Here is a 13,413-nt window from a genome sequence, read left to right as displayed (position 1 = left end):
CGCGCCCCGCCCGGCCGGGGCGCGGCCGGGAGCGGCGGGGGCGGGCACCCGGGCAGGCCGGACGACGGGGGCGGGCGGGCCGGGGCGGGCGGGACGGCGAGGGCGGGCCGGGGCGGCGAGGGCGGGCCGGGGCGGGCGGGACGACGGGGGCGGGCGGGCCGGGGCGGGCGGGACGACGGGGGCGGGCGGGCCGGGGCGGGCGGGACGGCGAGGGCGGGCCGGGGCGGGCGGAGGGGCGCGCCCGCGTCCCGCCGGCGGGGCTCCGCCCGGCACCGGGCGCCGGGCGGAGGCCCGTGCCGAGGCCGGGGCCCGCCGGGTCTTTCCGGCGCGGCCGGCCGGCGGCAGCAGGGGGCGCGTCCGCTCGCCGTGCGGTGCCGGCCGCGGGCCCCTTGCCGCGGCGGGGCGTGCCGCCTTCGCCCGGGCCGCCCTCACGCCGCGCCCGCGGCCGGGAGGCTGCGGGCGCCGGCCGGTCCCGCAGGTGCCCGCGGGCCGCTGCGCGGCCGGCGCCGGGAGGGAGCGGCCGCGCCGGCGGTGCTCCCCGGCCCCGCACGGCGCCCGGCCGGCGCCCCTCCCCCGGCGGACGCGCCGGTGCCCGGCGGGCACCGGGCCGGCGCCGCGCGCCGCCCCGGTCCGCCGGGCGGGGTGGCGCCTGCGGACGCGGTGCGCACCGGCGCCGGCGCGCCGCCGGGCGCGCCGCGTGCCCGGGCGCCGTACCGCCGTCCGCGCCCGCCGCCGGGCGCACCGCGGTACCGGGCGGCGGTTGCGGGGGGAAAGGGGGTGCGTCCGGCGGCGGGGCCCCGGCGGACGCGGGCGGCCCGGGTGCCGGCGCGGTGCGCGCGGCCGTCCGGGCCGGTCCCGCGCGTCCGGTCCCGGGCCGGTTGCGGGCCGGTTGCGGGCCGCTCGTGCCCGTGTCCGGGACGGTCCCCGGGGTGCCGGAGCGCCGCGGGCACCCGCCGGGGCCCGCGGGGGCCGGCAGGGGTGCCGGGGCGGTGGTGCGGGGCCGGGCGCCGTGCGGCCCCGCCCCCGCCGCCCCGCCCCTCTCGCCGCCCGCCCTTCCCGTGCGGGCGGGGCGGGTGGGTGGGGTGCCGTCCGGCCGTGTCCGCCGCCCCGCCCCCCCCCGGGGGGCGGCGGACGCGGTGGGTGTCAGGGGCCGAGCAGCACGGGCAGCGAGCGGTGGCCGTGGAGCATGAAGGTGGGCATCGGCTGGAGGTCCTGCGGTGCGCAGGCCAGCCTCAGGTCCGGGTAGCGGGCGAAGAGTTCGGCGAAGGCGACGCCGGCCTCGATCTCGGCGAGCGGGGCGCCCAGGCACCGGTGGGTGCCGTGGCCGAAGCCGAGGTGGCCGGCGCTGCGGTCGCGCAGCAGGTCGAAGCGGCCGGCGTCGGGCCCGTGCCGCTGCGGTTCCAGTCCCGCCGCGTGGAACCCGACGACGATGGGGTCGCCCTGTCTGATCAGCACGCCGTCCAGGTCGATGTCCTCGACGGCGAACCGCATGGGCGCGAACGCCGGGGGCGTGTGCACCCGCAGGGTCTCGTCGATCACGTCGCTCCAGCCGGCGCGGCCGGCGCGGACGTGCTCGAGCTGCTCGGGGTGGGTCAGCAGGGCCGCGACGGCATTGGTGATCAGGACGGCGGTGGTGTCCTGGCCCGCGGCGATCATCATGAAGAGCGTGCCGAGCAGTTCGTCCTCGGTGAGGCGGTCCTCCCTGTCCCGCGCGTCGATCAGCGAGGTGGTCAGGTCGTCACCGGGCTCCTTGCGCTTGGCCGCCACCAGCTGGGCGAGCAGCCCGTAGGCGCGCAGGCGCGCGGCGGTCATCTCCTCGGCGCTCAGGGTGCTGCAGAAGACCGCGTGCAGGGCGGAGCTCAGCTCGTCGGCGGCGGCGCCGCGGGGCACGCCGTACAGCTCGCAGATGACCCGCAGCGGCAGCAGTTCGGCGTAGGCGGTGCGCAGGTCCACCGCGGTCCCGGCCGGCGTGCCGGCCAGGTCGTCCAGGAGGTCCGCCGCGATGCGCCGCACCGTGGGCCGCTGGTCGCGCGAGCGGCGCGCGGTGAACGCCCCGGCGATCAGCCGGCGCAGCCGGGCGTGGTCCTGCCCGTAGGAGAAGAGCATGTTCTCGTTGGCCACCCACGGATACAGCGGCCACTCGTGGGTGATCTCCCCGGCGATGAACGCGGGCCAGTGCCGGCGCGCGTCCCGGGAGACCCGGCGGTCGGTGAGCAGCCGCTCCACGTGGGCGCGGCCCACCACCGCCCAGGCGAGCACCCCGCCGGGCAGCTCCACCCGCACCGCGGGCCCCTGCTCCCGCAGCATCGCCGCCTCCGCGGCGAGGTCGCGCCCCGTCACGTCCAGGGCGTAAGGACAGGCAGTCGTTCCCATTTCGGCACTCCCCCAGGTTCGGCCTTGCCCAGTTGTGTTGCGACGTGCCCGTGCGCGCCCCGGCCGGACCGCGGCCCGGATTGAGGAAACCGAGGGGGTGCGGCGTCAGTCGACGGCCACCGCCCCGGCCTCCCGGCGCAGCTGCAGGGCCTGTTCGTAGACCCGGGCGCCGCGGTCCGGCGCCATGTCGAGCCGGATGAGCACCGCCGGCACCGCGATGCTGGACATCAGGTGCCGCTCGATGGAGGACACCCGCTCGGCGAGGTCGGCGTGCCCGGTCATGATCTTCGACAGGATCTGGCACCCGGTGAAGGCCGCCACGAACACCCGCGCGGCGTCCTCGATGTCGACGTGCGGCAGCAGCTCGCCGTTGTCCCTGGCCCGGGTGAGCAGGGCGACGTTGTGCTGCAGCCACGCCGCCATCGGCACCTGCCGGTCCAGGCCGTCCTGCGGAGAGCCCTGGTCGACCGTGAGCCGGATGCTGCCGCGCACCAGCGGATCACCGGTGCTCAGCAGGTGGGCCAGCAGGAAGGTGGCGTCCAGCCCCTCCTGCAGCGCCAGCCGGCGCGCGGGCAGCGGCGGCGCCGAGGCCAGCTGGTGCGCCAGCACCTCCTGGGCCAGCTCCTCCTTGGAGGAGAAGTGGAAGTACAGGGCCCCCTTGGTGACACTGGCCCGCTGCAGGATCTCCGAGATCGTCGCCGCCTCGTACCCCACCTCGGCGAACACCGCGGCGGCGGCGACCAGGATGGAATGGCGCGTCCTGACCGCGCGTTCCTGCAACGCCACCGCCCACCTCCGCCACCGGGAAGACCCCGGAAAGAAACCGACAGGTTCGTATCCTCCCATCCGCCCCGGCCCGGATCAAGCGGCGGGCCGGACGCCGGGAACGCCCCCTCCGGGCGGGTTTCCCCGGATGCCGCGCACCTGAAGAAAACCCAGCGGACGGTTTCCGTTTGACCGGCGTCCGCCCGCACCGGCCGGATATAACGGGCCCCTCCCCGCCCGAAGCGGGCATTCCGCTACCCGGCCGGGCCCGAAGCCGCCACAGCGGCGGTCTCGTTTTGCTCATCTTTGACTTGTAAGAAAACCGGTAGGTCCGTATCTTCTTGGCTCACCGCACGGCACGCCTTCCGGAACTGCGACAACGGGGAGAGGGCCATGGTCCTTGTGACAGTCCAGCCCGAGGAACGCTCCACAGCACCCGGCGCCACACCCGCCTTCCCGGCCCAGCGCGGCCCGGGCGGACAGCGCCCGGCCCCGGCGGCCCGGCCCCCGGCGGCCCGGCCTTCGACCGCTTCGCGCCGCTCGCCCTGACCCCCGCCCGGGAGCTGACCCGCCTGCTGTTCGGCCCCCGCAGCGAACGCAACCGCATCCACGCCCCCTGGCGCCGGCTCATCGCCGGCGAAACGTTCCGCCCCCGCCCGGACCTGTCCCCCGCCCAGCAGGTCGCCCGGTCCTACGAACGCCTCCGCCTGGTCAACGACACCCTCGACGACCCCGCCCGACTGGCCCGCGACCCCCACCTGCTGGCCGCCCTGCACGAATGGACCGCGATCGCGGACGGCGGCGGCGGCCTGTGCACCCTCGCCAGCATCCACTACAACCTCTTCCTCGGCAGCCTCCTGGACCACCCGGACGACCGGCGCGACCTGTCACCCTTCACCTCCCTGCAGCGCACCGGAACGTTCCTGTGCACCGAGGTCGACCACGGCAACGACAGCTTCGCCCTGGAGACCACCGCCGAACTCGACCCCCGCACCGACGAGTTCGTCCTGCACACCCCCCACCCCGGCGCCCGGAAATTCATGCCCAACACCAGCACCACCGGCGGCCCCAAGACCGCCCTGGTCGCCGCCCGCCTCCTCACCGGCGGCCGCGACCACGGCGTCTTCCTCTTCCTCACCCCCCTCAGCGACGACCACGGACCGCTGCCCGGCATCCGCGTCACCCCCCTGCCCCTGCGCCCCGACGCCCCCGTCGACCACTGCCTGACCGCCTTCGACCACGTCCGCCTGCCCCGCCAGGCCCTCCTCGAAGCCGAACACGGCCGCCTCGACCACACCGGCACCCTCACCAGCACCCTGGGCAACCCCCGCAAACGATTCCTGCACTCCATCAACCGCGTCACCACCGGCAAACTCTGCATGAGCGCCGCCGCCGTCGGCGCCACCCGCGCCGCCCTCGCCATCGCCGTCCGCCACGGCCAGCACCGCCACGTCAGCGGCCCCCGCCCCGGCCAGCGCATCCCCCTCAACACCCACCGCACCCACCACGGCCGGCTCCTCACCGCCCTGGCCACCGCCTACGGCATGACCTTCCTGCACCGCACCGCCACCGACCGCTGGGCCCGCCACACCCCCGCCGACCGCGCCGACGCCGAACGCCTCGTCGCCCTCACCAAAGCCTGGAACACCTGGCAGGCCCGCACCATCACCACCGAATGCCGCGAACGCTGCGGCGCCCACGCCCTCCTGCCCACCAACCCCCTGTCCGCCTTCCCCGCCTACATCGAAGGCACCATCACCGCCGAAGGCGACAACCTCGTCATCTGGACCAAAACCGCCGCCGAACTCCTCTTCCACCACACCCCCGACCCCACACCCCCCACCCCCCACCGGCCCCCACCAACTCACCGACCCCCACTTCCTGCGCCACCTCCTCGCCCGCACCCGCGACCTGTGGCACACCCGCGCCCGCACCGCCCTACGCCAAGGCCCCCCAACGACCCCACCGCCCGCTGGAACACCGCCGCCCCCGCCGCCCTCCACATGCTCACCGCCCACACCGCCCTCACCACCACCGACGCCTACCTCCACGCCCTCCACCACACCACCGACCCCGAAACCCACGACCTCCTCACCCACCTCTGCCTCCTCTTCCTCCACACCCAAATCACCCCCCACACCGGCGACCTCCTCGCCCACCACCACCTCACCCCCGAACACATCCACCACCTCCCCCACACCCACACCACCCTCACCCACCACCTCGCCCCCCACCTCACCACCCTCACCGACGCCTTCGACCTCCCCGACCCCTACCCCCACCCCCACACCGCCTACTGACCCCGGCACCCGGCCGAGCTGGCCGTCCTCCACCCGTCCACATGGCCCGAGAGGTTCGGACAAGGGCCTGGTCAGGATGAGCCGGCTGGACGGTCCCTACGCCTTCTTCGCCGCCCGGCCGCCCGGTACCGGCAGCGTGCGGCAGCGCCTCAGCGGGATGCCGGCGTATCGGCTCGGCTCTTGGGGAGTGCCTCGCGGCGACCTGATGTCCGGCGGCGAGCGCCTGGGCGGTGAGCAGGCGGCCGGTGAGCAGGCGGCCGGTGAGGCCGTTGGCTCCGGAGACGGCGATACGCATGACCGCTGCCCCCTCTCGGTCTTGTCCGGTTTGCTCGCCAGAAGCTGCAGGTGCACGTGCGGGCATCGGAGAACCCGCCTGGCGCATGTCGTCCGTTCCGCCACGCTCCGAGGGCTGGGCGGCCCGTCTCCCCCAGGACGGGACAGCCCGGTGGTTCTGCGACACGGGGGGAGACACGGCTCGGCCGTAGGGGTCGGCGGCCGCCCGATGACGGCGTTCTCCGCTGCGACACCGGAGCGGTACCCGCGGCCCGCTCTCCGGGTGCGCGAACAGCCCCACTGCTCACCCGGGCGGTGAGGACGGCACGCAGGGCCGGCGATGCCCTCGTACGGCGGCGCACTGCCCGTCGAGGACCCCTCCCAGCTTGATCAATCCGAGGATCGTCCCCCGGTCGATCAACGTGACAGCGCTCGAGCTACTGCTCCGGAGACCCGGCGTGCCGGCGGCGCACGGCGAGGGCCGCGATGTCGTCGTCGAGCCTTCCGCCCGCGTAGCGGAGCAGGTCCGCGTGCAGCCGGTCCAGCAGCTCACGGGGCGGCGCCTGGTGGTGCTGCCGCGCCCAGTCCGCCAGCGGGAAGAACTCGCCGGCTCGGTCGCGGGCCTCCGTCACGCCGTCGGTGTAGAGCAACATCTGGTCGCCCGGGACGAAGGCGACGGTGTCCACGTAGTAGTGGTCTCCCAGGAGCGCCGAGAGGTTGAGGGGGGTCGAGGCGAGGGTGGGCTCGAGAACGTGGATCTCCCCGCCGCTCACGAACACCGGCGGCGGGTGCCCGCAGTTGAGGATTCTGACGTACCCGCTGCCGTGCGGGATCTCGGCGATCAGGGCGGTGGCGAAGTGCTCCGTCTGGTCATCAGCGGGGACCGCGGCGCTGTAGCGGGAAATGGTGGTCTGGAGCCGACGGACGAGGGCCCCGAGGTCGGGCTGGTCGTACGCGTTCTCCCGGAAGCAGTTGATCACCGCGGAGGCGGCCCCCACCGCCGACAGGCCCTTGCCGCGAACGTCGCCGATGAGCAGCCGGACGCCGTACGGCGTGTCGGCGGCCTCGTAGAAGTCGCCTCCGATCCGGGCCTGCTCCTGGGCCGCCAGGTACAGCGACTCGATCTCGACATCCTGGACCCGGTGCGGCAGCGGCCGCAGCAGCACCTTCTGGGCCGCGTCGGCGACGAGCCGGACCTGGAAGAGCGTCTCCTCCCACTGGAGTCGCAGATGACTCGCGTACGCGGCCGCCAAGGTGACGGCGATGATCGCGGCGGCCGTGTACGGCGTCCCCAGATCGGAGTAGACGAAGCTGAGGCCGATCATGATCAGCAAGCAGAAGATCCCCAGCAGGACCGTCGGGAGCACGGGCCACAGTGCGGCGGCGAGGGCGGGCGCCGCGGGCAGCAGGCGGCTGAAGGCGATCTCCCTCGGAGTGGAGAACGCCAGGCCGGTGATGAGGACGGTGACGATCACCGGTGACAGCAGCACGGCTTTCCGCTGGCCATCGTTCGGACGATGGCGACGCCGGAACCTTCCTGAGCCGATCACAAAAGGGATCATATCTGGCCGATACGGGCATCGATCGCGGCAGCGCAGGTGGTCGTGTCCGGTGATCAGCGCTCGTACGGTTTTCCGGCACGGTCGGACGGCAGCGCACGGGCTCTCCCCGCGCGTCGTGGGGCCGCGAGGGCGGGTTCCGTCAGGGAACCGGTGCCGCGGTCCGGCAGCCGGGGCACAGGCCCCAGAACGTGACTGCGGCCTCCTGGGTGTCGTATTCCTCCGGCAGCCGCGGTTCCATGCAGGGCGCCGCGCCCACCACGCACTCCACGTCGCGGATGGAACCGCAGGCCCGGCACACGAAGTGGTGGTGGTTGTCGTGGCGCTCGGTCTCGTAACGGGTGGGGTGACCCGCTATCTGGGTGGATCGGACCAGACCGGCATCCGTGAGGGCGTGCAGCACGTTGTAGGTGGCCTGCAGAGACAGGCGGCCGGTGATCCGCTGAGCACGCTCACGCAGGGTGTCGGCGTCGAGGTGACCGCCCGAGTCGGAGACGGCCGTCAGCACCGCCATGCGCGGAGCGGTCACTCGCATACCCGCCGTACGCAGCCGCTCGGCGGCCAGCGCCATCGGTTCATCGGCGGTGCCGGAGGCCGTCATGCCGCCTCGTCCCTCGCATCACCGTCGAGACCGGGTGCGCAGGGGTCACCGGAGAGCTCGAACCACACGCTCTTGCCCTCGGGCCCGCTCTCACAGCCCCACCGTGCGGCCAGCATGTCCACGAGGGCGAGTCCGCGACCGCACTCGTCCTCCGGGCCCGCCTCGGCCGGGCGGGGAGGGTCCGCGGTGCCATCGCTGACCAGACAGCGGAGGTCGGACACCCGCTCCAGGGTGAGGCGCAGCGGACCGGAGGCATGACGCAGTGCGTTGCTGACCAGTTCGCTGACCAGCAGCTCGGCGGTCGGCACGAGGTCGTCCAGACCCCACTGCGGCAGCACGTCACGTATGACGGACCTCGCCGAGAAGCACGCGGTCGGCGACCACGGCAGGGACCAGGGCCCGCCCACGAACGATTCCACGCGGGTTCCGGCCGCCGTACCGGACGGCAGGGCGGCAGCCGGTCGCTGAGGACCGGGGACGACCACATCGGCGATCGTTCCACCCGGAAGGGTTTCCCGGGGAACTGTGCGATCCATAAGGGCGCGCTTTCGGGGACGGTTGCAGTCTCCCTCACGACCGTACGCCTTTTCTTGAATCGGTCAAGTTTGTGGATGACGCCCTTTTTCATGATCTGGAACATTTTGTGGCGCACACACCGCGACCTCCGCTCCGCCGGGTCGGCCGGAGCCGGCGCAGGACGCGTTCTCGTACCGCGTCCACCACGCGGTGTGCGGCACGATGCGCACCACCACCACCCGCCGGCACGCCGTGCATCCACTCGGTGAGCGATGCGCACCGGAGCGGCCGATGGGACGAGGGTGAGCCTCCGCCCACTTGAAGTCGAGGCCGAAGGGCTGGTGCGACCGCTTCGCGGGGTGCTCGCTCCGGTCCTGGGCGGCAGTCCCGTGCGGGCGGCGGGGCCGGGGGCTTACGTGCGGGCGTCGATCACCGGGGTGGGGCCGCAGGCGAGCCTCGTCCCGGGAGCGACGCCGACCTTTTTCCCCGGATGCCGCTCCGCGGAATCCGGAGGAGTCGCTCGTCTGACGGACTTCTCGCTTCTCGTGAACCGATCATCCGGTTCTCGCATCTTGCTGTGTCGGGAGCGCTCCGCGCTTTCATGCACTCGTCAACAGGACACGTAGAGAGAGTACTTGTGAAGTATCGTGCGCGTGTTACAGCTCCGGCAGCACTTCTCGGTGCGGGGGCGGCCATGGCTCTGTCGTCACAGACCGGGTACGCCCTCGGTGGCGACGACCTCCCCCGGGACGCGTCCGGCGGAACCGGCCTCGGGGATCCCGTCTTCCCCTCCCTGGGCAACACCGGCTACCGGGTGGCGGCCTACCTGCTCGACTTCACCTACCACGCCGACACCAAGCTGGTGGACGCCAAGGCGACGATCACGATCCGGACCACCGAACGCCTCGCCGGCTTCTCACTCGACCTGCTCGGCCCCGAGGTCGACGCGGTATGGGTGGGCAAGCGGAAGGCGGCGTACGAGCAGCAGCCCGAGAAACTGCTCGTCACCCCCTCGACGGCCCTGCCCGCCGGTGCGTGCACGACCGTGCGCGTGCACTACCGTGCCGATCCGCGCAAGCTGAGCTTCCCCTACAACGGATGGGTGCCGACCGACGACGGATTCGCGACCGCCCCGCAGCCGGACCTGGCGCGTACCGTCTTCCCCTGCAACGACCACCCGAGCGACAAGGCGGACTTCACGATCCGCGTCACCGCGCCGGACGGTCTGACGGGTGTGGCCACCGGATCGCTGGTCGCCACGGACAAGAAGGGCGACGGCACCACCACCTGGACGTACCGTTCGAAGCATCCGGTCGCCACCGAGCTGGTCCAGGTCTCCGTGGGCGAGTACAAGGTGGTCGACCGAGCGGGCCCCAACGGCCTGCCGTTGCGCGACGTGGTCCCTGTGGCGCGCGCCGAGGCACTCGAACCGGCCCTGTCCCTGACACCGGCTCAGTTGTCCTGGATAGAGCAGCGCCTGGGCGGCTTCCCCTTCGAGACCTACGGCATTCTGCCGGCCAACACGGACGCGGCGAACGCCTTCGACTTCACCGGCCTGGAAACGCAGACCCTGACCGTCTACAAGCCGAACTACCTCCTCCAGAAGGAGAGTGCGATCGGCTCGCACATGATGCACGAACTGGTCCACAGCTGGTTCGGCAACCTCGTCTCCCCCGCCACCTGGGCCGATCTCTGGCTCAATGAAGGACACGCCGACTACTACGGCCTGCTCTACCGTTACGAGCGCGGCTGGCCGGACAGCCTGGGGCTGACCAGCATGGAAGCACGGATGAAGGACGTCTACTCCCGCGGTGACCAGTGGAGGCGGGACGCGGGGCCGGTCGCCGCACCGACCGCTGCCAACCTCTTCCACAGCCAGCGCTACACCGGCGGAGTACTGGTCCTGTACGCGCTGTGGTCCCTGGTGGGTGAGGAGGTCTTCCAGCGCATCGAGCGGGCCTTCCTGGACCGCCACCGCCACTCGTCGGCATCCACGAAGGACTACATCGCCACAGCCTCCGAGACATCCGGTCAGGACCTGTCGGGCTTCCTCAACGAGTGGCTGTACGGCACGAGAACCCCGCGGATGCCCGGTCACCCGGACTGGGTCGTCACCCCGCCGGTGGCGACCGCCCGCCGTCAACCGCACCTCTCGAAGGATGCCGCAAGCGCGACGCTGTGCTGCTCGCCTCACGCGTGAGCACCGCGGCTGCTGCGGCGAAGGCCGCAGCAGCCGCACACCCGGCCTCGGTGCCGCCGCTGCGGGCGTCGCGAACGGGCAGCGGCGTCATGTGCACGGGCGTTGCCACGCTGTCGGGCGGGTGACTGTCCGACGGGGCGCCGGAGCGTGGCGGGCTCGCGGCCCGGGCCGTGGTGGGTCGTCCGGTGACGCCGGTGATCCGGTTCCGGATCGTGCCGGTACGGAGACGTGCGTCCCATCCGGACGTCCCTCCCCGGGCCATCGGGATCCGTGACGGGCGAGCCTCAGCGGCGGCTGTCCGCGCCGGCCCCGGCCAGCCCTGTCCCAAGAAGGACGTATGCGGCGAGGGCCAGGACCGGCATGTGCCCGCCCGGGAAGTCGATGTCATCGATGTAGTACCCGGAGAGCCCCGCCCAGACCAGCCCACCGACGAGCACCAGCACGGCGTTGCCGGTCTCCCCCGTTACCCGCATGCCGGCCCACAGCAGGAGGGGCATGAGAGCCCAGGAAGCGGCCGTGGTGAGCAGGAACTCGAAGGCGCCGGAGAACATCGTGTCCCCGCTCGCGGCCGCGCTGCCGCGGGCCCACGTGTAGCCGGCGGACATGAGGGCGTGGCAGGCCACGGTGGCGGCGGCGACGGTGAGAGCGCCTTTGGCGTGTCGCACGTACTGCATGGCGGGTCTCCTTGCTGGTCACGGACCGGTGGTCCCGACGCGGGCGGGTGGGGGCACCGGCCGTGTGCGGGCGGGGCCACGATGCGACCGGCCCGCGCCGCCCACCGCTCCCGCGGCCTGACCGACCGCATCGGGCGTGGTCCCGTGGTCGCCTCCGCGCGTGCGTTTCTGTTGCACCGACTGTGTGCCGGACCCATGGCCGGTCGGAGTCTGCCGAGGGCCGTGGCCGGCGCGGTGGCGGTGGATGCGATCACCTTGCCGTCGTGCGGGGCGTTGTCATGGTTGCGGTGGGCGAACACCGACAGGACGAGCGGCGCGTCCGATCCGGGTGACCGGACGATCGCCAGGTCGGCGGCGGTGCCGTGGTTGCTCGCGCCGCCGGTGCCGGTTCCGTCGCCGGCCGTCCGGTCCTTCGGGAATCCCTCCTTGATCCGGTCGGCGCCGGTGAGGCCGGCCTCCAGTCGGCTGCACGGCCACCAGCAGCACCCCCTCGGCCGGCGGCAGCCGTCACGGACGGCCCCGGCCGCAACCCTCGCCACCGCGTTCCCTGATCGCCCTCAGCGACCGACCGAACGGGTCGGTCCGCAGCCCCGTGAACGTCTCCCCCACACTCGCTCGGCCCTCAACACCCGAACCATACAACGCAGATGTCCAGTCCACGGCCTTCTGCAACGCCCTTCGGCCAAGCCGCGCCCCGGCCGGCAGGCGCCGCCGTCCTCACCGCAGCGCGCTCTTCTGCCGCCAGGCGGTCCACGACACGTTCCACGCGCCGAAGCCGTTCCCCGGGGCGACCACGCCCTTGGTGTCCTTGCCCGTGATCTCGAACGGGTCGCCCGGCCGTACCTGCCGGTAGAACCAGGCCGCGTCCGCGTCGCTCATGCCTATGCAGCCCGAACTGCGGTTGGCGTTGCCGAAGTGGGGAGCGTTCCACGGGGCGGCGTGCGCGTACATGCCCGACCAGGTCAGCCGCATCGAGTGGTCGACCGTCTTGTCGTAGGCGTCGCCGAGTCCGACCGTCTCGGAGTTCATGTTGATGGTGCCCTCCTTGGCCATGAGCACGGCCGTTCCGCGCCAGGAGCGCTTGTCCCCACCGGGTGTGCCGCCGGAGACCGGGATGCTCCGGACGGTCCTGCCGTCGCGTACCAGCGTGAGCCGGTGGCGGTCGAGGTCGACCTCGACGACCTGCCGGGCACCGACGGTGAAGGTCGTCGTGTAGTCGCGTACGAACCAGCCGCCGGGACCCGAGTCGGTGCCGTTCAGTTCGGCGTTCAGCGTCACCTTCGTCCCGGGCTTCCAGTACGACTTCGGACGCCAGTCGACCCTGTCCCTGCCCGACCAGTCGCGTATCCAGCCCCAGGAGCCCCCGGTGCCGTCCGAGGTGGTGACTTCGAGTTGCTTCTCGACCTCGGCGCGGTTCCTGACCGGGTGGTCGAAGACCAGGGAGATCGGCTGGGCCACGCCGACGGTGGTGCCGGTGCCCGGGCGCCAGTCGACCTTGTTGACCTTGTCCGCCTCGACCGTGGTGAAGGACGTCTTCGTGGTGGCGGGGGTGCCGCCCTCGGTCCGGGTCGTGGCGGTGACCGTGTAGGCCGTGCCGGGCGCGGCCTTGCGGTCCGAGACCCACTTTCCGCCGTCGTCCGCGACCTTGCCGGGCAGCCGGCGGCCGTCGGCGTCGGTGACGGTCACCGAGGTGAGACGGCCGTGGGAGGCGGTGACCGTCACCGGCCGGCCCGGCGCGGCCCGCCGTCCCTCGGGCGTGACGGTGACCGTGACGGGCCGGCCGTCGGACTTCTCGGTCCGCGGCGCGTCCGAAGGGGTCGGCGACGGACTCGACGAGCAGGCGGCGAGCGGCGCCAGCAGGGCCGCCGCGACGGCGGCCCGTATCGGGGCATGGGCGGACACACGGGTGCGGTGCAAGGGGACCTCCGGGCCGGACGACTCCGCGGTGACGAGCGGACCGTCGTGACTCTAGAGCCGGAGAAGACCAGGTCAGCCGCTACGGGGCGATGTGACGGCGGTTGGTGAGGAGCGGTCATGGTCTCGTCACATTCGCCGCGCGGAGCGGTCACGGGCCGCTGTGAGCATCCTCGGCGTCCCCGTGACCAGCCGGGGAGAAGGTGAGGCTCAGACCGTGTCAGCACTGCTCGTACCG

Annotated in this window: 9 protein-coding genes and 1 pseudogene; 2 read left to right on the top strand and 8 right to left on the bottom strand. The window is 73.2% G+C overall.

Annotated elements, in window-relative coordinates; translation table 11 throughout:
• Positions 1–1,143 precede the first annotated feature (1,143 nt).
• Complete coding sequence (locus GL259_RS37135; protein ID WP_159538140.1) at positions 1,144–2,373, bottom strand: cytochrome P450; 1,230 nt, start codon at positions 2,371–2,373, stop codon at positions 1,144–1,146.
• Positions 2,374–2,478: 105 nt separating this feature from the next.
• Entirely contained in the window at positions 2,479–3,159 is a 681-nt protein-coding gene (locus GL259_RS37130; RefSeq protein ID WP_159528433.1) for a ScbR family autoregulator-binding transcription factor, read from the bottom strand.
• 320 nt (positions 3,160–3,479) lie between these two features.
• On the opposite strand from GL259_RS37130, the gene GL259_RS37125 reads away from it, so the two are divergent.
• Positions 3,480–5,438 carry an acyl-CoA dehydrogenase gene (locus GL259_RS37125; protein ID WP_243762516.1) on the top strand — a complete coding sequence of 653 codons (1,959 nt, stop codon included), beginning with the start codon at positions 3,480–3,482 and terminating at the stop codon, positions 5,436–5,438.
• A 710-nt stretch (positions 5,439–6,148) separates the two neighbouring features.
• Here GL259_RS37125 and GL259_RS37120 read toward each other — a convergent pair.
• The 3 genes from GL259_RS37120 to GL259_RS37110 form a co-directional block, all read right to left on the bottom strand.
• Complete coding sequence (locus tag GL259_RS37120) at positions 6,149–7,261, bottom strand: PP2C family protein-serine/threonine phosphatase (protein WP_243762515.1); 1,113 nt, start codon at positions 7,259–7,261, stop codon at positions 6,149–6,151.
• A 151-nt stretch (positions 7,262–7,412) separates the two neighbouring features.
• Entirely contained in the window at positions 7,413–7,871 is a 459-nt protein-coding gene (locus GL259_RS37115; RefSeq protein ID WP_208026579.1) for a Fur family transcriptional regulator, read from the bottom strand.
• The gene (locus tag GL259_RS37110; RefSeq protein ID WP_159538136.1) at positions 7,868–8,290 is read right to left on the bottom strand and encodes an ATP-binding protein; all 423 of its coding nucleotides are present in this window, start codon (positions 8,288–8,290) and stop codon (positions 7,868–7,870) included. Before GL259_RS37110 ends, GL259_RS37115 begins: the two co-directional genes overlap by 4 nt.
• Before the next feature lie 791 nt (positions 8,291–9,081).
• Between GL259_RS37110 and GL259_RS37105 the strand changes: the two genes are divergently transcribed.
• Positions 9,082–10,587, top strand: a complete 1,506-nt coding sequence (locus GL259_RS37105) for a M1 family metallopeptidase (RefSeq protein ID WP_243762514.1) — start codon at positions 9,082–9,084, stop codon at positions 10,585–10,587.
• A 284-nt stretch (positions 10,588–10,871) separates the two neighbouring features.
• On the opposite strand, the gene GL259_RS37100 is transcribed toward GL259_RS37105, so the two are convergent.
• The 3 genes and pseudogenes from GL259_RS37100 to GL259_RS37095 form a co-directional block, all read right to left on the bottom strand.
• On the bottom strand, positions 10,872–11,261 hold the full coding sequence (locus tag GL259_RS37100) for a hypothetical protein (protein WP_159538132.1): 390 nt from the start codon (positions 11,259–11,261) through the stop codon (positions 10,872–10,874).
• Positions 11,262–11,771: 510 nt separating this feature from the next.
• Positions 11,772–11,899, bottom strand: a pseudogene (locus GL259_RS39595) (IS5/IS1182 family transposase); the annotation flags it as partial.
• A 79-nt stretch (positions 11,900–11,978) separates the two neighbouring features.
• On the bottom strand, positions 11,979–13,178 hold the full coding sequence (locus GL259_RS37095) for an Ig-like domain-containing protein (RefSeq protein ID WP_159538130.1): 1,200 nt from the start codon (positions 13,176–13,178) through the stop codon (positions 11,979–11,981).
• Positions 13,179–13,413: the final 235 nt, after the last annotated feature.

This window comes from Streptomyces sp. Tu 3180, from assembly GCF_009852415.1.
In the GTDB taxonomy this organism is placed as follows: Bacteria; Actinomycetota; Actinomycetes; order Streptomycetales; family Streptomycetaceae; genus Streptomyces.
Note: the sequence above shows the minus strand (reverse complement) of the source record. Positions and strands in the feature narration are given on the sequence as shown.

What these genes read in the sequence shown, in the direction of transcription:
- GL259_RS37105 (WP_243762514.1), top strand. Translation starts at nt 9,082, where the DNA reads ATGGCTCTGTCGTCACAGACCGGGTACGCCCTCGGTGGCGACGACCTC.
- GL259_RS37100 (WP_159538132.1), bottom strand. Translation starts at nt 11,261, where the DNA reads ATGCAGTACGTGCGACACGCCAAAGGCGCTCTCACCGTCGCCGCCGCC.
- GL259_RS37115 (WP_208026579.1), bottom strand. Translation starts at nt 7,871, where the DNA reads ATGACGGCCTCCGGCACCGCCGATGAACCGATGGCGCTGGCCGCCGAG.
- GL259_RS37135 (WP_159538140.1), bottom strand. Translation starts at nt 2,373, where the DNA reads ATGGGAACGACTGCCTGTCCTTACGCCCTGGACGTGACGGGGCGCGAC.